Genomic DNA, 19,200 nt, shown 5'->3' on the forward strand with positions numbered 1-19,200 from the left:
TCCCTTTCCTCGTACGGCTCTCAGGCGCGTGCCCGGCCGCGCGCCTCTGCCAGCCGGGTCAGATGCTCCTCATAGCCCTTCGTGTAGTACGCCGCCCGGCCCCCGTCCGGCTCGACGACCGCCGTCGGCCGCGTCCACGCCTCCGCGTCCAGCGCCACTCCGTACCGCTCCGCCGCCGCCAGCACCGCGCCCCGCGCGCCCACCTCGCCCTCGACGACCCGGAGCGGCCGCCCGATGACGTCGGCGAGCAGCCGCATCCAGGCCGGGCTGCGCGTACCGCCGCCGCACACGGCCAGCGTCCCGGTGAGCCCCGCCGCCTGAAGACAGTGCCGGGCCGCGTAGCCGATGCCCTCGCAGGTCGCCCGGACCAGGTCGGCGCGGGTCGACTCCAGGGACACGCCGGTCAGTTCGGCGCGCAGACGGGGTTCGACGAAGGGGGCGCGTTCGCCGGAGGGCGCGAAGTACGGGAGTACCCGCACGCCGTTCGCGCCGGGCGGGGTCTCGGCCAGCAGCCCGTCGACCTCCTCGTGCCGGACGCCGGTCGTCGACAGCACCCAGTCCAGCGCCGCCGTCCCGACCATCGCGGGCATCGCGCGCAGCCAGTGACCCGGGCGGTCGGTATTGATGTACAGGCCGGCCGGCTCACCGGTCAGGTCGAGGTCGGTCGTCGCGACCAGGCTGGCCAAGCAGGTGCCGACGATGAGGAGACCGTCCCCGGGAGACGTCACCCCCGCGCCGAGCGCGCAGGCCGGCAGATCGTACGGCCCGTTCGCGATCCGCGTCCCGGCCGGCAGCCCCTCGCCGCGCGTCCGCGCCGTCGCGACCGGATCGCTGACAGGGGCGAGGAGGCCGCGCCGGTGCGTCAGCCCGAGCAGCTCCACGACCCGGTTGTCGTACGTCCGCGTCCGCGGGTCCAGGAACGGCATCGACGCGTCCGACACATCCGTCGTCGGCCCCGCCCCCGTCAGCCGCTGGAACACCATGTCCTTGCAGTACAGGGCCGCCCTCGCGGCATCCAGCGCCTTCGGCTCATGGCCGTCCAGCCACGCCAGCAGCGGCCCCGGACACCCCGGGAACATCGCGCTTCCCGTCCGCCGGAACACCGTCTCGAACGTGCCGTCCGCCAGCCAGCGGTCGACGAGTTCATGCGCCCGCCCGTCCATCCAGGAGGCAGCGGGCCGCACCGGCCGCCCCTCCGAGTCGACCAGCCACACACCGTCGCCCTGCCCGGTGAGCCCGGCGAGCTCGATCGGCTCCGGCGCGCGGGAGGTCACTTCTTCCAGTACGGCGACGACCGCCCCGTACAACTCGTCCATGTCCTGCTCGACGACCCCGCCGTGCAGGGCGAGCCCCACGGGGCGGGCAGCGACGGCCAGTTCACGGCCCTCGGCGCCGAACGCGGCGGCTTTCACCGTGGACGTGCCCACATCGATACCGACGTACATTCCCACCCACCTCTTTCGGCTCGGTCGGCTCAGGTCAGGCAATGCGCGAGCGGCTCCCCCCGCGCCCAACGCCCCACCTCCGCCGCCGCGATCGCCGCCGCCTTCTCGGCCACGGCCCGGCTCGCCCCGCCCAGATGGGGAGTGAGGACGACACGGTCGCCGAGGCCGTACAGGCGGGAACCGGGCGGCACCGGCTCCGTCTCGTACGTGTCCAGGGCCGCCGCCGACACCTGCCCGCTCTCCAGCGCGTCGCACAGCGCCCCCTCGTCCAGCAGTGGTCCGCGCGCCACGTTCACCACGACCGCGCCGGGCGGCAGCAGCGCCAGCTCACGGGCGCCGATCAGGCCGCGGGTCTCGGTGGTGAGACGGGCGTGCAGGGTGATCACCCGGGACTGGCGCAGGAGTTGGTCCAGCGTCGGCACGCGCAGGCCGTGGATCTCGTGGTGGTGGACGTACGGGTCGTAGACCATCACCCGCGCACCGAACGCGCACAGCACGCGCGCGACCCTGCTGCCCACCGCCCCGTAGCCCACCAGTCCGACCGGCAGGTCCTCCAGCTCCAGGCCGCTGTGCTCGTACGTGTAGTACGTCGCCCCCTCCCAACTGCCCTTCCGGGCAAGGAGGTCATGGGCCTGCGGGATCCGGCGCAGGGCCGCCAGCATCAGGCCGACGGTGAATTCGGCGGTGGCGGCGGCGTTGCGGCCGGGGGCGTAACACACCCGGACGTCGTGCCGCTTGGCCGCGTCCAGGTTGACGTTCACCGGGCCGCCCCGGCAGACGACGACCAGGCGGAGGTCCGGGCAGGCGTCGAGGACACGTTCCGTGACGGGACCCATCTGGGTGACCAGCACCTGCGCACCCGCGAGCGCGTCGATCAGCTCGTCCTCGGCGTCGCTCGCCTCCGTCACCTCGGCCACCGGGCCGAAGGGGGCGAGAGGCCAGCCGAGTGTCAATTCGGCGACGTCGCAGGTGAGTTGGTGACCGAGTGCATCGGTGATGAGCGACGGCAGGATGAAGTGGTCGCCGGCGGCCACCACGCGCACGCTGTTCCCGTTGGTCATCGGAGGGAGTCTCCCGTCTCGGCGTCGAAGACATGGGTGAGGTGGGTCTCGGCGGTGACATGGACACGGTCGTCGTGGGCGAGGCGTACGTCGGGGTCGGTGAGGACGACGAGGGGGCTTTCGACGCCGTCGAGGGCGAGAGTGGCGATGCCTGACTCCAGCAGGGGTTCGTGGGCCAGGACGCGGGCGGGGAGGCCGTCGTCGCCGGTCAGGGCCAGGTCCTCGGGGCGGATCCCGACCACCACCTCCCGGCCGGCCGGCACCGGCACCGGCAGCGCGACCCGCGCCGCGTCGGACAGGCGAGCGTGACCGTCGCCGTCCGCGACGCCGGGCAGGAGGTTGATCGCGGGCTCGCCGACGAAGTCCGCGACGAAGACGTTGGCCGGGCTGTCGTAGATCTCGTACGGGGTGCCGAGCTGCTGGATGACGCCGTCCTTCATCACGGCGATCCGGTCGGCGAGGGAGAGGGCCTCCTCCTGGTCGTGGGTGACCAGGATGGTCGTATGGCCCAAGTCCTTCTGAATGCGCTTGAGTTCGCGGCGGGTCGTGTCGCGCTGGGCCGCATCCAGGTGGGACAGGGGCTCGTCCAGGAGCAGGACGTCCGGTTCGCGGATCAGGGCGCGGGCCAGGGACACGCGCTGTTTCTGGCCGCTGGAGAGGCCGGCCGGGCGGGCGTCCAGGATGGCGGTGAGGTCGACGCGCTCGGCGATCTCCTTGACCTTGTGGTCGACGTCACCCCGTTCGGCCCGTCTGCGTGCCTTCAGGCCGAACGCCAGGTTCTCCGCCACCGTCAGCGGTGGGTAGAGGGCGTAGTTCTCGAACGCGACCCCGATGTTGCGCTGCTGGGCCGGGCGCGCGATCACCGACGAACCGTCCACCAGGATGTCCCCGCCGGTCACCGTCTCCAGCCCGGCGATCATCCGCAGGGTGGTCGACTTTCCGCAGCCCGACGGGCCGAGGAGGCCGAGCAGCTCGCCGGAGCGCAGGGTCAGGTCGATGCCCCGTACGGCGTCCACCGACGGGCGGCCCCGCGCCGAATAGGTCTTGCGCAGATCACGTAGCTCCAGCTCGGTCATCGCTGCCCTTCGTCGAGCAAACCTCATAACGGACCTTGTGCTCGTCCAGGTCCCGCAGCGCCTCCGCCGACGCCCCGTCGTCCACGAGGAGCAGGTCGAAGCGGGAGAGGGGGACCACCCGGTGCAGGGCGACCCTGGCGAGCTTGGTGTGGTCTATCAACAGGACGTTGCGGGCGGCCGCGTCGAGCATGGCCCGCTTCACCGACACGATGTGCTGCTCCTGGTGGTAGGCGTAACCCCCGCGCACGGCCGACGTCGACGCGAAGCAGACGTCCACGCGCAGCTGCTCTATCGCCTCCACGCAGGACACGCCGAGGAAGGAGGAGTGCAGCGGGTCGTAGTCGCCGCCGAGGGCCATCAGGTGGATGCCGCGCTGGTCGGACAGCAGGTTGATCGCTTCCAGGAAATTGGTGACGACCGTCAGCGGGGTCACCTCGCCGTGCCGCAGCCTGCGGGCTATCTCCAGCGTGGAGGTGGAGTCGTCCAGCATGATCGCCATGCCGGGCTCGATCAGCTTCAGTGCGCGGTCGGCGACGGCGGCCTTCTCCGCGCGCATGGTCTTCAGCCGGTACTGCACGTTCGACTCGAAGACACCGGACGGCTGGGCCGTCACTCCGCCCCTGAACTTCCTTACGATGCCCTGCCGTTCGAGCTCGTCGAGGTCCCGGTGGATGGTCATCAGGCTCACCCCGAAGCGCTCGGCGAGGTCGGCGGCCGTCGCCGAGCCGTCGGCGAGGACCCGCTCGGCCATGGCGGCCTGGCGGGCCGCGGGGCCCTGCTGTGGGCCGCCACCGCTGCTGTTGCTGCTGCTCATCACGCGCTCTTCTCGATCCGTCGTCCTGGACGCTCCGGCCGGTCGGCCTCGAACAGCAGCAGGTTCTCAGGCCGGACCGACAGCCGTACCGGATCGTCGGGCCGCAGCCCCGTCGTGTCGGGGCGCGGGGCGACCAGCGACACCTGCTGCTCGCCCAGCCGGACGGTGACCTCGACCGACCGGCCGAGCACCTCGGTGACATAGACGGTGCCGGTGAGCTCATGACCGGGGCCGCGCAGGGTGATGTCCCGGGGCCGCAGCCCGATCAGCACGTCGGTGCCGGGAGCCGCCTGCGCACCGACCGACAGCTCGACCTTCCCGTCCGCCGAACGGAACCCCCCGTCCTGCGTCACCACTCCCGGCAGCAGATTGATCCGCGGCCGTCCGAAAGCCCGCGCGACCTCGGTGTCGCAGGGCCGGTACCAGATCTCCTCCCGCGTCCCCGTCTGCACGATCCGCCCGTCCCGGATGACGCCGATCCGGTCGCCGAGCGCCAGCGCCTCGACGGAGTCATGGGTGACGTAGAGGGTCGTCGTGTGCTGCACGGCCCCGATCGCCTTCAGTTCCGCCCGCATCTGCTGGCGCAGCTTGGCGTCCAGGTGGGAGAGGGGCTCGTCTAGGAGGAAGGCGCGGGCTGGGCGGACCAGGACCCGGCCGAGGGCGACGCGTTGCCGCTGGCCGTTGGACAGCCGGCCGACCGGGCGGTCCAACAGGGCGGAGATGCCGAGGAGTTCGGCGATCTCGCCGATCCGCTCCCGGGCCTGCGCGGCGGGGAGGCGGTGGCGCGGGGAGCGGAGCGGCGAGGCGAGGTTGTCGTAGGCCGACTTGTGCGGGTAGAGGGCGTAGCTCTCGAAGCACATCGCGACGCCACGGTCGTACGGCTCGACGCCCCGCATGTCCTTGCCGCCCAGTTCGACGGTGCCGGAGTCGGGGAGTTCGAGGCCGGCGACGGTCTTCAGCGTCGTCGTCTTCCCGGCCCCCGACGGGCCGAGCAGACAGAAGAACTCGCCTTCCCGGACCTCCAGGTCGAGCCCGTCCAGGGCCGTGGTCTTCCCGTACGTCTTCCGGATCCCGCGCAGCGCGACGGCCGTGCTCATGACTTCACCGCCCCGAACGACAGCCCCCGCACCAGATACCGCTGGATCGTCAGCGCGAGCAGCAGCGGCGGTACGACGGAGACGAGCGCGGCGGCGGCCGTGAGGTTGTACTTGGGCCGGTCCCCGCCGAGGAAGGACAGCGCGCCCACGGTCACGGTCTGGGCCTCGTTGGAGGTGAGGATGAGGGGGAAGACGAAGTTGTTCCAGGCGAAGATGAAGGCCAGCAGCGACACGGCCGCGATGCCCGGCTTGACCAGCGGGATCGCCACCTTGAAGAACGCCTGCTTGCGCGTGTAGCCGTCCAGCAGCGCCGCCTGCTCCAGCTCGGGCGTCAGATCGGCGAAGTACGACCGCATGATCCACACGATCAGCGGCAGCGTGACGAGCTGGAGCACCCACACCATGCCGACGTACGTGTCGAACAGCCCGAGCTTCTGGTACAGCACGAACAGCGGGATGATCACGGTGAGTTCGGGTGCGAACCGGAACGACAGCAGCGTGAACATCAGGTTCTCGGAGCCCTTGAACCGCCAGCGCGCCGAGGCGTACGCCGCCGGAAGGCCGACGAGGAGCGACAGGGCCACCGCGCCCAGCGACACGACCAGGCTGTTGACGAAGAACCGCACGAACGGGATGCCCTCGCTGTCACCGAGGACCGTGCGGTAGCCGTCGAGGGTGGGGGAGAAGGAGAAGTAGGTGGAGAAGAGCTGGTTGGCCGGCTTCAGCGAGAGGATCACCATCCAGGCGATCGGGAACAGCGCGAAGACGAAGTAGAGGATGAGGGCGGCGTCCGCCAGCCACCCGAGCAGGCGCTTCTTCGAGGTCGTTCGGCTCACTTGGCAGCCACCTCCGCCGCCTTCCGCTGGATCTTCCCCAGGTGCTTCACCAGCACCATCGCGGCGAGATACACCACGGCCCACAGCACGATCGTGTAGCTGATCCCGAACGAGTACCGCTGGAAGCGGATCGCCTCCAGATACGCCCGGATCTGCAGGACGACGGTCGAGTCGCCTGGCCCGCCCTCCGTCAGGGCGTAGATGATGTCGAACACCTTCAGCGAGTCCATGAACCGGAAGATCACCGCGACCAGGACGTACGGCCACAGCATCGGCAGCGTCAGCCGCCGGAACGTGTACCACCAGCCCGCCCCGTCGACGGCCGCCGCCTCGAAGGGGGAGGTGGGCAGCGACCGCAGCCCGGCCAGCGCGAGGATCGCCACGAACGGCGTGTACACCCACACGTCCACGGCGATGGACGACAGCAGCGCGCCGGTCGGGGTGTCCGTCCACTGGACTCCGCCAAGCCCGAAGGGTCTCAGCAGGTAGTTGATCACCCCGACCGACGGCTGGAGCATCAGCTTCCAGATGATCGCCGCGATCACCGGCGCGATCATCAGCGGCAGGATGAGGATCTTCTCCAGCACCCGCCCGACGATCGTCGACCGGTGCAGCAGCAGGGCGACGGCGACTCCGAGGAGGGTCTCGACGGCGGCGGCTCCGACCGCGTACAGAACCGTCACCCACGCTGAGTTCCAGAAGGCCTCCTGCGTGAAGACGGTCTCGTAGTTCTCGAACCGCACCATGTCCGGCTGCGGCTTGCTCGCCGAGAAGTCGAACAACGTGTAGTAGAGGCCGAGCCCGAAGGGGTAGAGGATCCCGCAGGTCAGCAGCAGCGCGGGGACGATCAGGACGTACGGGCGCAGGGCGAGCCGCCATCCCATCGCGCTAGCCCACCTTGTCGGCGAGGTCGCCCGCCAGCCCGTCGAGCACCGACCCCGCGCCCTGGCCGCCGTAGATCTCCTGGAGGGCGGCGGCCCAGCTCGTGGTCGCGTCGAAGAACTGCGCCTGCGGGGTGAACTGGATCTTCGTCTGGTCGACGACGGTCTCGAAGGTCTCGATGAAGCCGGGCAGGTGCCTCATCTTGTCCTGGTAGGCGCCGGCGTCGGCGATCGACTTCCGCACCGGGTCGATGTGGTTGTGCGTGATCGCACTCTTGAGCAGGTGCTCCTTGCCGGTCGCCCACTGCAGGAACAGCCAACTGGCGCTCTTCTTCTTGCTCTTGGCGTTCATGCCGAGCGACCAGATCCACATGTTGGTGGCGAGGGACCCGTCCGGTCCCTTGGGCCCCGGATGGAAGGCGATCTTCCCGGAGGCGGGACTGGCGCCCTCGACGGCCTGGAAGTACGCGGCCGTGTCGGCGTCGAACAGCATCCCGGCCTTCTTCGCGCCGAGGTCGCTGGAGCACTGGTACCAGGTGTACGACGTCCAGGACGGCGGCCCACCCTGCTTGACCATGCCGGCCCAGTCCTCGGTGAAGGCGACGGCCTCCGGGGTGTTCATGGCGGGTGTGAGCTTCCCGCCCTCGACTGTGAAGTCCTTGAGCCCGTTGCGGGCGTACATGGTCATGAAGCCCGGGTGGATGGTCGCCCAGCTCCTCGACCCGCGTACGGCGATCCCGTACATGCCGTCGAAACCGGCACCGGGGGCTTTGCGCTTGATGGTCCCTGCGATGTCGCGCAGCTCGTCGAAGGTCTCTGCGGGCTTCAGCCCGAGCCGCTTGAAGACGTCTGTGTTGTAGGCGACGACGTTGGTCTCCCAGCCCCACGGCAGCGCGTACTGCCCGCCCTGCCCGAGCGGCGCGCCCGCCTTCAGGGACCACTGGTCGGCCTGGAGGAGGTTCGGGAAGAAGTCGGCCTGGTCCCATTCGGCGCCGGTCGCCGAGGAGTTGCGCATCCAGGGCCCGAGGTCTTCCAGCCACCCAGGCGGCCCGTACTGCCAGACCATGTACGCGCCGAGCATGAACACGTCGTACGAGGCACGCCCGCTGGACAGGTCCACGGTGAGCTTGTCGAAGTAGTTGTCCTCGGGGAAGACGTCGTACTCGACCTTGATGCCGGTCTTCTCGGTGAAGGACTTCAGGTCGGCGATCAGCGCGTCCGTGTACGGGTGCTTGTTGAGCAGCGCCTTGACGGTCGTGCCCTTCTCCCGCTTCCAGTCGAAGGAGCCGGTGACGTCGTCCGCGGCCGAACCGTCGCTCTTGTTGTCGTCACCGCCGAATCCGGCCCCGCAGGCCGCGAGCAGCGGGGTCGCGGCGGCCGCGGCGGTCAGGGCGAGGAAGCGGCGGCGATCGTGCACGTGCATGTCCATCCGTGACCTCCACGTGGGGTTCGGCCATCCGGGTGCTGGTGGTGCTGCGTCATCCCGGGGACTGCGACATCAGCGGCTCCGCCGCGGGCCCCCGGACCCCCAGCAGAAAAGCGGGTTGGCAGGGAGGGCGGCGCGAAGATCGCGCAGCGAACCGGGTTAACGCGGCGAGTCGACTCGTTAACAGAGGGTGGAACGGCGGAAGTTGGGCGTCAATCCCTCGCGCAGGGGAAAATCTCAGTGCAGAGTGAGAAGTTCACGGATCCAGATGTTCGGGAGGCCCGGATGGCGGACGAGCAGGAGGCGTGGCTCGGGATCGACCTGGGGACCCAGAGTGTCCGGGTCCTGCTGGTCACCGGGGACGGCACCGTCCTGGGCAGCGGTTCGGCCCCGCTCGCCGGGCGGCGGGACGGGGTGCGGCACGAGCAGGATCCGGGGGAGTGGTGGGAGGGGCTGTGCATGGCGTCCCGGGCCGCACTGCGGGGACATTCCCGGGTACGGGTCGGGGCGCTCGCGGTGTGCGGGACGTCCGGGACCGTGCTGCTGACGGACGGGGCGGGGCGGCCGATGAGCCCCGCGCTGATGTACGACGACCGGCGCGCCGCGCAGGAGGCGGCGCGGGCGCGGGCGGCGGGGCTCGCGGTGCAGGACACCTGGGCGCTGCCGAAGGCGCTGTGGCTGACCGAGACCTACGGCCAGGGCCGGATCACCCACCAGCCGGACCTGATCGTCTCTCTCCTCACCGGCGAACTCCCCCCGGCCGACTCCAGCCACGCCCTCAAGACCGGCTACGACCTGGAGCGCGACGCCTGGCCGACCGGACTGCCTCAACTCGGGCTCCCGGAGCGGGCGTTCCCTGACGTCGTACGTCCCGGCGCGCGCCTCGGTGAGGTGTCCTCGACCGCCGCCGAAGCGACCGGCATCCCTGCCGGCACCCCCGTCATCGCCGGGATGACCGACGGCTGCGCGGCCCAGATCGCCTCCGCCGCCCTGCGTCCCGGCTCCTGGAACTCGGTGCTCGGCACCACACTGGTCCTCAAGGGCGCGTCCCCGACGCCGGTCCGGGACGCGACCGGCGTGGTCTACAACCACCGTGCGCCGGACGGGAGTTGGCTGCCCGGCGGCGCCTCGAGCGTGGGCGCGGGCGTGCTCACGGCGGCGTTCCCGGGCGCCGACGCGGCGGCCATGGACGCGTCGGCCGCCGCGCACGAACCGGCCGGCGCGATCACCTACCCCCTGGTGTCCCCCGGCGAGCGCTTCCCGTTCCTCGCCCCCGACGCCTCCGCGCTCGTCCTGGGCGAACCGGAGTCGGATGCGGACCGGTGGGCCTCGCTCCTCCAGGGCGTCGCCTTCACGGAACGCCTGTGCCTGGACTACCTGCACTACCTGGGCGCCCCCCTCGACGGCCCCCTCACCTTCACGGGCGGCGCCGCCCGCAGCCCGTACTGGAACCAACTGCGCGCCGACATCCTGGGCCGCCCGGCCCGCGTCCCGCAGCAGACGGAACCGGCCCTGGGCATGGCGGCGCTGGCGGCGTACGGCGCGAGCGCGACACCCGATCTCCAGGCGGCCGCGGAAGGCATGGTCCGCATCGGCACGACCGTCGCCCCCCGCCCCGACCGCACCACCCGCTACGCCGAACCGTACGCCCGCCTCATCGACGCCCTGACGGCCCGAGGCTGGCTCCCACCCCCGGTCGCGGCGCACGCACACGCCCGCCTGGACATGGATACTTCGGCTTCATGAGCACGAGCACGAGCACGAGCACGGATACGACGCTGCTGCTGGCCCGCCACGGACAGACCGTCTGGCACGCCGAGAACCGTTACGCCGGCGTGAGCGACGTGCCCCTCACCGACACGGGCGGCGCCCAGGCCGAGGCCCTCGGCCGCTGGGCCGCCGCGCACCCGGTCGACGCGATCTGGACCTCGCCCCTCTCCCGCGCCGTCGCCACCGCCGACCCCGCCTGCCGCGCCCTCGGCCTCACCCCGCACCGCGAACCCGGCCTGCGCGAATGCGACTTCGGCGTGCTGGAGGGCCGTACGCTCGCGGAGTTCGCGGCCGAGAACCCGGCGGCCGCGGAGGCCTTCCGCACCGACCCGGTGGCCCATCCGTTCCCGGCGGCGGAGGACCCCGCCACCGCCGCCGACCGCGGAGCAGCCGCCCTGCGCCGCATCGCCGCGGCGCACCCCGGCGAACGCGTCCTCGTCGTCGCCCACAACACTCTCCTCCGCCTCGTGCTGTGCACCCTGCTGTCGATCCCGCCCGGGGAGTACCGCCGAGTTTTCCCGCGGTTGCGCAACGCGGCGATCAGCGAACTCCTCGTAAGAACCGACGGATCCGCCGCCCTTCTCTCCCTCAATGTGCCGTGTGAGCCGGATGTCCCGTAGCGCCGTGTGCCCATGACGCAGGACCGGCAACGGGAAGCCCCCGCGAGTCACGTCCTCGCGGGGGCTTCCTTCATTCCGCCTGCCGTTCGTGAAGGGTGAGAAGACGATCACGAGGCAGGACGACTCAGGGGAGCAGGGGGCAGGGGGTCAGGGGGCGAGCAGTAGTACGTCCGTCCGGGACTTGGCGGCCTCGTAACGCCGGGCCACGTCCTGCCAGTTGACGACGGCCCACATGGCGTCGATGAAGTCGACCTTCTGGTTCCGGTACTGGAGGTAGAAGGCGTGCTCCCAGGCGTCGAACACGAGGATCGGCGTGGCGCCCTGGCCGACGTTGCCCTGGTGGTCGTAGACCTGCTCGACGATCAGCCGCCCGCTCAGCGGCTCGTACGCCAGCACACCCCAGCCCGAACCCTGCGTGGTCGCCGCCGCCTTGGACAGCTGTGCCTTGAAGCCCGCGAACGACCCGAAGGACTCGGCGATGGCGTCCGCCAGCTCGCCCACCCCGTCGGCGGCCAGGGGCTCGCCGCCCCCGTTCCCCGTCATGTTCTGCCAATAGATCGAGTGCAGGATGTGCCCGGACAGATGGAACGCCAGGTTCTTCTCCAGGCCGTTGACCGACCCCCACTGCTCCTTGTCCCGAGCCTCGGCGAGCTGCTCCAGCGTGTCGTTGGCGCCCTTCACATAGGCCGCGTGGTGCTTGTCGTGGTGCAGCTCGATGATCTCGGGGCTGATCACGGGCGCGAGCGCGGAGTAGTCGTAGGGCAGTTCCGGGAGCGTGTAGACGGGCATGAAGGGTCCCCTCAGATCCTCTTATTGCAAGTAGCTTGCAACTGCACGCTAGCAGCAAGAGGGGTGGGGGTGGGCGTCCGGGGTGGCAAATGGGGTGTGCGCCGCCGGGTGGGCGCGATCTACTATCGATACTCGTAGGGAGGGGTGTCATGGGTCCCGAGATCGCCGAACTCGCCCGCACGGCGGGCACGACGGTGGTGGCGCTGATGGCCGGTCAGGCCTGGGAGTCCGCCCGTGACGGCGTGGTCGCCCTCTGGCAGCGCTTCCAGCCCGCCCGTGCGGAGGCGGTCGGCGGCGAACTCGAAGCGACCCGCGACGACCTGCTCCTCGCCCGCCAGTCGGGCGACACCGACACCGAGGCCGAACTGACCGCCGAGTGGCAGGCGCGGGTCCGCCGACTGCTGATCGCGCAGCCCGAGGTCGCCGACGAACTGCGCCGCATACTGGCAGAGTTGAGTCCTGCGCTCCCGCAGCGGCAGCCTTCGGTGGAGATCCGGCTGAACGCGGAGGTCTCCGGTAGCGGCCGCGTCTACCAGGCCGGCCGCGACCAGCACATCACGGAGCGATGAACGAACTCGGCGCCCGCGCCTCGGGGCAGGGCCGGATCTTCCAGACGACCGGCGACCAGCACATCCAGGAGCACCACCACCACTACGACCCGGGCGCCGGACCACTCTTCGGGGGCACGCGGCCTGCGAGCCCCGCCGGCCCCGACTCCGTGCGGATGCCGCTGGTGGGCCGCCCGCCCGGCATTCTTCGCAACCGCGAGGAACTGCGCGAACTGCTGGCCGCCGCCGTGGCCGGACCCGGCGGCGACGCCCACGTCGTGCACGGCATGGGCGGCTGCGGCAAGACGGCACTGGCGTACTGGCTGTTCACCGAGGCCGTCCGCAGCCATGGCCGGGTCGGCCTGTGGGTCAACGCCTCCGAACGGATGTCCCTGCGCGCCGGAATGCTGGCCGTCGCGGGCGACCGGGGCGCCTCGGCGGGGGAGCTGGCGGCAGCGGCGACGGGACAGCGAGCGGCGGCGGACCTGGTGTGGCACTACCTCGACCACTCCTGCGACCCCTGGCTGCTGGTCCTCGACAACGCCGACGACCCGGGCGTACTGGAGGACGGAGCCTGGCTGCGCACGAGCCCGCGTGGCACGGTCCTGATCACCACCCGCCACGCCGGCTCCCCGCTGTGGCGCGGGCCCGGCGTCTCCCGGCACGCCCTCGGCGTCCTCCCCCTCGACGACGCGGCCCAGGTCCTGTGCGACCTGGCGCCCGACACCGGGGACCTGGACTCCGCGCGCAAGGTCGCCGAACGCCTCGGCCGCCTCCCGCTGGCGCTCACCCTGGCCGGTTCCCATCTCGCCCACCAGCTACTGGAGTCGTGGTCCATGGACGAGTACGACCGCAAGCTGGCGGAGGAGTCGACGGCCATAGTGGACCGGGGTACGGCCGGACACGGCGGCAACCAGTCCCGTCATCTGGTGGGCCGCACCTGGCAGTTGTCCCTGGACACGCTGACGGAACAGGGCCTGCCGGAGGCCACGACGCTGCTACGACTGCTCTCGCTGCTGGCCGCGGACCCGGTCCCCCTGGAGGTGCTGGCACCGGTGGCCCGGGCAGCGGTGGCCATCGAGGGGCTCGAACCGGCGCGCGTGGAACCGGCACTACGGGGACTGCTCGACCACTCCCTGGCCGAACTGGTCGTCGTCGCCGACGCGGTCCGCTGCGTCCGCGCACACGGCGTACTGCTGGACAGCGTCGCGGCCGGGATCCCGCGGGGGCAGCGGCCGGCGCTGGCGGAGGCGGCGGCCGGGTTGCTGGAGGCGGCACTGCCGGAAACGGCCGAGAACCGAACCCGGCTCACACTGCTGGCCCCGCACACCGTGGCCCTGCTGAAGGCGGAACCTGGAGAACGCACCGCCGCACTGGCGGTGCGGGTGGTCCGCGCCGTCCACGAGGCGGGGGACGGACCGGCCACCCTGGCCCTGGCCTGCGACGTCGTACGCGTGACGGACACCGCGCTCGGCGCCCTGCATCCGGTGACGCTGGACGCCCAGGACGCACAGGCCAAGGCGCTGACGCGGATGGGCCGTTGGGCCGAGTCGGCGGAGCTGTTCAGCACGGTCATCGAACGCCGCGAACAGACCCTCGGCCCCGATCACCCGGACACGCTGCGCAGTTACCGATACTTCCGGCAACCGCTGGCCCTCCTCAGCCGCATGGAGGAGGCCGAACATTTCCTGTGCCGGGCACTGGACGGGCAGCGGCGCCTGCTGGGGGAGAACTCACCCGAGACGCTGGACACCTGGACGAGCCTGCTGGAGCTGCTGAGCGCGACAGGCCGGGAGCGCGAGCTGGAGACCGAGGCCGCAGCGCTCATCGACGCGTGCGAGCGCGAGCTGCCGGCGGGGCACCCCACGACGGCGGTGGCCCGTCACTCCTACGCCGACAGCCTGCGTGAGCTGGGACGGCACGCGGAAGCGGATCCCCTGACCGGCAGTGTGCTGGCCGACCACATCCGGAATCACGGCCCCGATCACCCGCTGACCCTCACCGCCCTGTGCCTGAAAGCCCGGGTCGCCCATGGCCTGGGACGGTTCGACGAGGCCGTCGGGACGCTCAAGGAGGTCATCGAACGCCGAGAGCGGGTGCTCGGTCCCGAGCACCCGCTCGTCGTGGAGAACCACGAGTGGCTCACGGCCTGGCAGGCCGAAGCGGAAAGCTGATCAGCCCTTCGCCGCCCGCGCCCGCTGCCACGCGTACCCCACCCCCGCCAGCACCACCGTCATCCCCCCGGTCGAATACAGCTGCACCCGCGTATCCGCCTCCCGAGCCATCAGCACAAAGATCGCCGCCATCCCCGCCAGCGCCACCCACGTCAACACCGGAAACGCCCACATCCGCACGACCAGCTTCTCCGGCGTCTCCCGCTCCAGCCGCCGCCGCAGCCGCAGCTGGGAGACGGCGATGAAGATCCAGACGACGAGGATCACCGCGCCGATCATGTTCAGCAGCCAGGGGAAGACGTCGTCCGGCCGCCAGTAGCTCAGCACCACGCACACGAAGCCGAACACCGACGACGCGAGGACGGCGATCCGCGGGACGCCGCCCGACACGCGGCCCAGTGCCGCAGGTCCCTGCCCGCGCTGGACGAGGGAGTACGCGATGCGTGAGGAGCCGTAGATGTTGGCGTTCATGGCACTCAGCAGCGCGACCAGCACCACGACGTTCATCACCTGGCCGGCGCCGGGGATGCCGAGGTGGTCGAGGGTGGCGACGTACGGGCCCTTGTCGACGATCTCCTTGGAGTCCCAGGGGACGAGGGTGACGACGACCGCCATCGAGCCGATGTAGAAGAGGGCGATGCGCCACATGGCCGTACGGACCGCGCTGGCCACGCCGCTGACCGGGTTCTCCGACTCGGCGGCGGCGATGGTGACCGTCTCCATGCCGCCGTAGGCGAAGACCGAGGCGAGCAGGCCGATGATCAGGCCCTCGGTGCCGTGCGGGAGGAAGCCGCCCTCACCGGTGAGATGCGCGGTGCCCGGCGCGTCCGTGCCCGGCAGGACGCCGGCGATCGCCAGCCCGCCCAGGACGAGGAACAGGCTGATCGCGCCGACCTTCAGCGCCGCGAACCAGAACTCGAACTCGCCGAAGTTCTTCACGGCGGCCAGGTTCGCGCCGCAGAAGACGACCATGAACAGGGCCACCCACGCCCACTCGGGCGTATGCGGCAGCCAGGTCGTGACGATCTTCGCGGCGCCGATGCCCTCCAGGCCCACGGCTGTGCAGAGCAGGACCCAGAAGGACCAGCCGGCCGTGAAGCCCGCCCAGGGTCCGATCGCCCGTTCGGCGTGCGCAGAGAAGGAGCCCGACGACGGGTACGCGGCCGACATCTCGCCGAGCATCCGCATCACCAGCATCACGAGGAGGCCGGAGATGACGTAGGCGACGACGATCGAAGGGCCGGCGGCGGCGATACCGGCGCCGGAGCCGACGAACAGGCCCGCGCCGATGACACCGCCGAGGGCGATCATCGACAGGTGGCGCTGCTTGAGGCCGTGGTTCAGACCGGGGGAGACGCCGTCCGCCTGCGGGGGCGTCTGGGTGGAGGTGCTGTGCATGGGCGCGGCTCGTCCAATGCGTGAGAGGGCGTGAGAGGGCAAAAACGCCCACAGTCTGGGCAGCCTCTCCGCTCACAAGGAGAGACTGCCCAGTATGCGGACACTCGCCGCACTGTGCGTGAACCGACGGTTACGCGACGACCGGCGTGTAGCTGGTTCTCGGACCAGCGGCGGCAAAGGATGTTCTGGCGAGTTGTGAACAGGCGGCCGCGCCGGGTGAATCCGACCAGGCCACTAGGATTCGTTTGGCGAGATCCAACAGTCCGGTCGGCAACCGGTGAAGTGAGCGAAACGTCACTGCCTCAGTGACCGGTATCACGCCGTACCCGGTGTAACCGGCACCCTTTGTTCAGAGCCCACCAAGCCTTCGCTCCACCCTTTGTCGAGCGCCGACGGAGATCGGCGTGAGCCCCCCGGGTTAGCGTCACGGTGTCCCAACCTGCCCACTCACCCGCGGAGTCCCCATGAGCACCGCTGCCGCCACCGCCCGTCCCGGAGAGGTCCTCGCCGACCTGCTCCCCGCCTCCCGCGTCCGGGATGCGGCCCTCGTTCTCGGCGGCGCCGCGTTCACGGGCCTCGCAGCCCAGATCTCCGTGCCCGTGCCGGGCTCCCCGGTGCCGGTGACCGGCCAGACCCTCGCGGTGCTGCTCGTGGGCACGGCCCTCGGCGCCGGCCGCGGCTTCCTCTCCCTCGCGCTGTACGCCCTCGCGGGCATCGCGGGCGTGCCGTGGTTCGCGGACGGCACCTCCGGCGCCGCGGCCCCGTCCTTCGGCTACATCCTCGGCATGATCCTCGCCTCCACCGTCGTCGGCGCCCTGGCCCGCCGCGGCGCCGACCGCACCGCGCTGCGCACGGCGGGCGCGATGCTGCTGGGCGAGGCGATCATCTACGCCATCGGCGTCCCCTACCTGGCTCTGGCCGTCGACCTGTCGGCGTCCGACGCGATCGCGCTCGGCCTCACCCCGTTCCTGATCGGCGACGCCCTGAAGGCAGCCCTGGCGATGGGCGCGCTGCCCACCGCCTGGAAGCTGATCAACCGCTGACGCCGTGGTTCCTGTGATGCCGTAGTTCCTGCGGAAGAGGCTCGCCGGGTCGCGCTGCGACTTCAACCCGGTGAGCCTCTTTCGCGTTTCGCGGTCCGGATACGGCTCAGTTCGCCTCTCGCCTCGGCCGCCGCAACTGGGACCACCACAACCCGGCCGCCCCCGCCGCGATCAGCGTCGCGCCGGCCGCGCCCAACGGCAGGACGTCACGGCCGAGTCCGGTCTTGGGCAGCTCGTCGGCGCCCGGTGCGACCGGCTTGTTGTCGGTGCCGAGGAGTAGCGGGGTGGCCGGGGCGTCGGGCGAGGGGTTCGTCGTACCGAACGGCACCGGGCCCTGCTGCCAGTACGTCTTCTTGCCGTCACCGGTCTGGACGGGAAGGCAGATCTTCCCGGCCTTGCTCAGGTCGTACGTCGCGTCGACGGCGTACGACTTCGACTCACCGGCCGGGAGATTGTCGATGGGGCAGCTGAAACCACTGTTCGAGCCCTCCGGAAGACCGCTCTTCTCGATCGCCGAGCAGCCCTCGACATTCTTGACCGTCAGGCCGTCGAAACCGACGACCAAAAGCCTGATCTTTCCGCTGTCCTCGGTCCCTTCGTTCTTCACCGTGGCGGTGATTTCGGTCTCTTGCGAACTGTTGTCCACCGAGATTTTTTCGGGCAGCAGAGTGGTCAGCTTGCCCCCTGCCGGCGCCTCGTCGATGACCTTTCCCCCCTTGTTGCTTCCGGGTCCCTGGTCGTCCGCGCCGGCAGTGGCGGAAAGGATCAGCACTGCCGAGAAAGATGCTGCGACCAGCGATCCCGCGATGGCCGTCGTGTGACGAGAACTCATGTTCGTCCCCCTTGCCTGCGCCTGAATTCGCAGTACTTGAAGAGCTACCACAAGATTTCTCCGCACTATGCTGGTACGGCGTGAAGTGTGACCATTGTGTTTCAGTCGGGGATGTCCGAGGCGCGGCGGAGGGGGTGCAGCGGATTGCCGGGGAATACGGGAAACACGAGAAACGGTGGGCTTCCGGGTTTACTGGTGACGGGGCGCTACCGATTGGTCGAGAGTATCGGCCAGGGGGGAATGGGGCGCGTGTGGCGAGCAGTCGACGAAATGCTCGATCGCCTGGTCGCCGTGAAGGAAATGCGCATCGACGGCCTCGACCCGGAGGACACACGCACGCGCCGTGAACGCACCCTGCGCGAGGCGCGGGCGACGGCGAGGATCGACCACCCCAACGTCGTACGGGTCTACGACGTGGTCGACGAGGGCGAACGCCTGTGGATCGTCATGGAGTTGGTGGCCGGCCGCTCCCTGGAACGCACCATGGCGGAAGACGGCCCGTTGGGCCCGTGCGAGACGGCCCGGATCGGCCTGGGTCTGGTGGCGGCACTGCGCCAGGTCCACGCCCGAGGCGTGCTCCACCGGGACATCAAGCCGGGCAACGTCCTGGTGGAGTCGGAAGTGGCGCGCGGACGGGGCCGGGTGGTCCTGACCGACTTCGGTATCGCGGCGATCCAGGACGCGAAGGCCCTCACCATGGTCGGCATGCTGGTCGGCTCCCCCGACTACATGGCCCCCGAGCGCATCTCCGGCCGCCCCCAGGGCCCCCCGTCCGACGTCTGGTCCCTGGGCGCCACCCTGAGCGCGGCCCTCGCCGGCCGCTCCCCCTTCACCCGCGACACGACCCTGGCAACCCTGCACGCGGTCCTGTACGAGGAGCCCAAACTCCCCCCGAACGCAGGCCCGTTGCGGGGCATCCTTGCGGCCCTGCTGGAGAAGGACCCGTCCATCCGCCCCGGCCTCGACGACCTGGAGACGGCACTGCAGCCGGTGGCGTTTCCGGCGCCCACACCGACGATGCCGGTGGTCGGGGGAGGGGCGCCCCGAGAGGGCGCGGCACGGACTGAGGCTGATCCGGGGCGCTTGGGTGCGGAGACCGGGGGTCCTGCGAATGGTTCGGCGCCCGAGCCCAAGCCCGAGCCCGAACCCGAGGCATCGGGCGCTTCCGTGCCGGAAGTCGGGTCGCCGAGTGGTCCGACGGGCGGGCGCGTGGATGCCCAAGGCGCCGAACCGGTCCCTGACTCCGACTCCGAGTCCGAGTCCGAGTCCGAGTCCGACTCCGAGTCCGACTCCGAGTCCGATGCCGTACGTCGGCCTGAACCGTCACTGCGCCCCGAGCCCGAAGCCACAGGCGGGCCCCACCCCGACCGCCCCGCGCCCGAGCCGGACC

General features: G+C 70.8%; 17 protein-coding genes. 6 read left to right on the forward strand and 11 right to left on the reverse strand.

The features are described from left to right. Window positions 1-20: 20 nt before the first annotated feature. Genes ADL12_RS24180 through ADL12_RS24215 form a run of 8 tightly spaced genes read right to left on the reverse strand, consistent with a single transcriptional unit; the run spans window position 21 to window position 8,639 of the window. On the reverse strand, window positions 21-1,445 hold the full coding sequence (locus ADL12_RS24180) for an FGGY-family carbohydrate kinase (RefSeq protein ID WP_062705079.1): 1,425 nt from the start codon (window positions 1,443-1,445) through the stop codon (window positions 21-23). 29 nt (window positions 1,446-1,474) lie between these two features. After that, window positions 1,475-2,506: a 2-hydroxyacid dehydrogenase gene (locus ADL12_RS24185; protein WP_062705081.1), complete on the reverse strand. Its 1,032-nt coding sequence runs from the start codon at window positions 2,504-2,506 to the stop codon at window positions 1,475-1,477. Beyond that, entirely contained in the window at window positions 2,503-3,582 is a 1,080-nt protein-coding gene (locus ADL12_RS24190; protein ID WP_062705083.1) for an ABC transporter ATP-binding protein, read from the reverse strand. Before ADL12_RS24190 ends, ADL12_RS24185 begins: the two co-directional genes overlap by 4 nt. Further along, window positions 3,560-4,396, reverse strand: a complete 837-nt coding sequence (locus tag ADL12_RS24195; RefSeq protein WP_062705085.1) for a DeoR/GlpR family DNA-binding transcription regulator — start codon at window positions 4,394-4,396, stop codon at window positions 3,560-3,562. Before ADL12_RS24195 ends, ADL12_RS24190 begins: the two co-directional genes overlap by 23 nt. Further along, window positions 4,396-5,493, reverse strand: coding sequence for an ABC transporter ATP-binding protein (locus ADL12_RS24200; RefSeq protein ID WP_062705087.1), 1,098 nt, complete (start codon window positions 5,491-5,493; stop codon window positions 4,396-4,398). The genes ADL12_RS24195 and ADL12_RS24200 overlap by 1 nt, the downstream gene beginning before the upstream one ends. After that, the gene (locus ADL12_RS24205; protein ID WP_107120008.1) at window positions 5,490-6,329 is read right to left on the reverse strand and encodes a carbohydrate ABC transporter permease; all 840 of its coding nucleotides are present in this window, start codon (window positions 6,327-6,329) and stop codon (window positions 5,490-5,492) included. The genes ADL12_RS24200 and ADL12_RS24205 overlap by 4 nt, the downstream gene beginning before the upstream one ends. Then, window positions 6,326-7,213 carry a carbohydrate ABC transporter permease gene (locus ADL12_RS24210; protein ID WP_062705089.1) on the reverse strand — a complete coding sequence of 296 codons (888 nt, stop codon included), beginning with the start codon at window positions 7,211-7,213 and terminating at the stop codon, window positions 6,326-6,328. The genes ADL12_RS24205 and ADL12_RS24210 overlap by 4 nt, the downstream gene beginning before the upstream one ends. Window positions 7,214-7,217: 4 nt before the next feature. After that, window positions 7,218-8,639: an ABC transporter substrate-binding protein gene (locus ADL12_RS24215; protein WP_062705091.1), complete on the reverse strand. Its 1,422-nt coding sequence runs from the start codon at window positions 8,637-8,639 to the stop codon at window positions 7,218-7,220. Window positions 8,640-8,921: 282 nt separating this feature from the next. On the opposite strand from ADL12_RS24215, the gene ADL12_RS24220 reads away from it, so the two are divergent. Both ADL12_RS24220 and ADL12_RS24225 read left to right on the forward strand, forming a co-directional pair. Continuing rightward, window positions 8,922-10,382, forward strand: a complete 1,461-nt coding sequence (locus ADL12_RS24220; RefSeq protein ID WP_062705094.1) for an FGGY-family carbohydrate kinase — start codon at window positions 8,922-8,924, stop codon at window positions 10,380-10,382. Beyond that, the gene (locus ADL12_RS24225) at window positions 10,379-11,026 is read left to right on the forward strand and encodes a histidine phosphatase family protein (protein ID WP_062705095.1); all 648 of its coding nucleotides are present in this window, start codon (window positions 10,379-10,381) and stop codon (window positions 11,024-11,026) included. The genes ADL12_RS24220 and ADL12_RS24225 overlap by 4 nt, the downstream gene beginning before the upstream one ends. 147 nt (window positions 11,027-11,173) lie before the next feature. On the opposite strand, the gene ADL12_RS24230 is transcribed toward ADL12_RS24225, so the two are convergent. Further along, window positions 11,174-11,815, reverse strand: a complete 642-nt coding sequence (locus ADL12_RS24230) for a superoxide dismutase (RefSeq protein WP_062705096.1) — start codon at window positions 11,813-11,815, stop codon at window positions 11,174-11,176. A 149-nt stretch (window positions 11,816-11,964) separates the two neighbouring features. Here ADL12_RS24230 and ADL12_RS24235 point away from each other — a divergent pair, with 149 nt between their 5' ends. Together ADL12_RS24235 and ADL12_RS24240 are read left to right on the forward strand one after the other, a co-directional pair. Next, the gene (locus ADL12_RS24235) at window positions 11,965-12,384 is read left to right on the forward strand and encodes a hypothetical protein (protein WP_062705097.1); all 420 of its coding nucleotides are present in this window, start codon (window positions 11,965-11,967) and stop codon (window positions 12,382-12,384) included. Next, entirely contained in the window at window positions 12,381-14,537 is a 2,157-nt protein-coding gene (locus tag ADL12_RS24240; RefSeq protein ID WP_062705099.1) for a tetratricopeptide repeat protein, read from the forward strand. The genes ADL12_RS24235 and ADL12_RS24240 overlap by 4 nt, the downstream gene beginning before the upstream one ends. Here the strand turns inward: ADL12_RS24240 and ADL12_RS24245 are convergent, their stop codons facing one another. Continuing rightward, window positions 14,538-15,935 carry an amino acid permease gene (locus ADL12_RS24245; RefSeq protein WP_062705101.1) on the reverse strand — a complete coding sequence of 466 codons (1,398 nt, stop codon included), beginning with the start codon at window positions 15,933-15,935 and terminating at the stop codon, window positions 14,538-14,540. 464 nt (window positions 15,936-16,399) lie between these two features. On the opposite strand from ADL12_RS24245, the gene ADL12_RS24250 reads away from it, so the two are divergent. Further along, window positions 16,400-16,978 (forward strand): biotin transporter BioY, encoded by a 579-nt coding sequence (locus tag ADL12_RS24250; RefSeq protein WP_062705103.1) that lies wholly within the window; start codon window positions 16,400-16,402, stop codon window positions 16,976-16,978. A gap of 106 nt (window positions 16,979-17,084) precedes the next feature. Here the strand turns inward: ADL12_RS24250 and ADL12_RS24255 are convergent, their stop codons facing one another. Continuing rightward, the gene (locus tag ADL12_RS24255; protein WP_062705105.1) at window positions 17,085-17,810 is read right to left on the reverse strand and encodes a hypothetical protein; all 726 of its coding nucleotides are present in this window, start codon (window positions 17,808-17,810) and stop codon (window positions 17,085-17,087) included. A gap of 240 nt (window positions 17,811-18,050) precedes the next feature. On the opposite strand from ADL12_RS24255, the gene ADL12_RS24260 reads away from it, so the two are divergent. Beyond that, a partial coding sequence (locus ADL12_RS24260; RefSeq protein ID WP_244188032.1) for a serine/threonine-protein kinase occupies window positions 18,051-19,200 on the forward strand: 1,150 nt, incomplete at its 3' end.

It is taken from the genome of Streptomyces regalis (assembly GCF_001509475.1).
Classification (GTDB): domain Bacteria; phylum Actinomycetota; class Actinomycetes; order Streptomycetales; family Streptomycetaceae; genus Streptomyces; species Streptomyces regalis.

Coding starts and splice junctions, on each gene's coding strand:
- ADL12_RS24240 (WP_062705099.1), top strand. CDS start 12,381: ATGAACGAACTCGGCGCCCGCGCCTCGGGGCAGGGCCGGATCTTCCAG.
- ADL12_RS24190 (WP_062705083.1), bottom strand. CDS start 3,582: ATGACCGAGCTGGAGCTACGTGATCTGCGCAAGACCTATTCGGCGCGG.
- ADL12_RS24180 (WP_062705079.1), bottom strand. CDS start 1,445: ATGTACGTCGGTATCGATGTGGGCACGTCCACGGTGAAAGCCGCCGCG.
- ADL12_RS24195 (WP_062705085.1), bottom strand. CDS start 4,396: ATGAGCAGCAGCAACAGCAGCGGTGGCGGCCCACAGCAGGGCCCCGCG.
- ADL12_RS24235 (WP_062705097.1), top strand. CDS start 11,965: ATGGGTCCCGAGATCGCCGAACTCGCCCGCACGGCGGGCACGACGGTG.
- ADL12_RS24250 (WP_062705103.1), top strand. CDS start 16,400: ATGAGCACCGCTGCCGCCACCGCCCGTCCCGGAGAGGTCCTCGCCGAC.
- ADL12_RS24230 (WP_062705096.1), bottom strand. CDS start 11,815: ATGCCCGTCTACACGCTCCCGGAACTGCCCTACGACTACTCCGCGCTC.
- ADL12_RS24220 (WP_062705094.1), top strand. CDS start 8,922: ATGGCGGACGAGCAGGAGGCGTGGCTCGGGATCGACCTGGGGACCCAG.
- ADL12_RS24210 (WP_062705089.1), bottom strand. CDS start 7,213: ATGGGATGGCGGCTCGCCCTGCGCCCGTACGTCCTGATCGTCCCCGCG.
- ADL12_RS24245 (WP_062705101.1), bottom strand. CDS start 15,935: ATGCACAGCACCTCCACCCAGACGCCCCCGCAGGCGGACGGCGTCTCC.
- ADL12_RS24255 (WP_062705105.1), bottom strand. CDS start 17,810: ATGAGTTCTCGTCACACGACGGCCATCGCGGGATCGCTGGTCGCAGCA.
- ADL12_RS24185 (WP_062705081.1), bottom strand. CDS start 2,506: ATGACCAACGGGAACAGCGTGCGCGTGGTGGCCGCCGGCGACCACTTC.
- ADL12_RS24215 (WP_062705091.1), bottom strand. CDS start 8,639: ATGGACATGCACGTGCACGATCGCCGCCGCTTCCTCGCCCTGACCGCC.
- ADL12_RS24200 (WP_062705087.1), bottom strand. CDS start 5,493: ATGAGCACGGCCGTCGCGCTGCGCGGGATCCGGAAGACGTACGGGAAG.
- ADL12_RS24225 (WP_062705095.1), top strand. CDS start 10,379: ATGAGCACGAGCACGAGCACGAGCACGGATACGACGCTGCTGCTGGCC.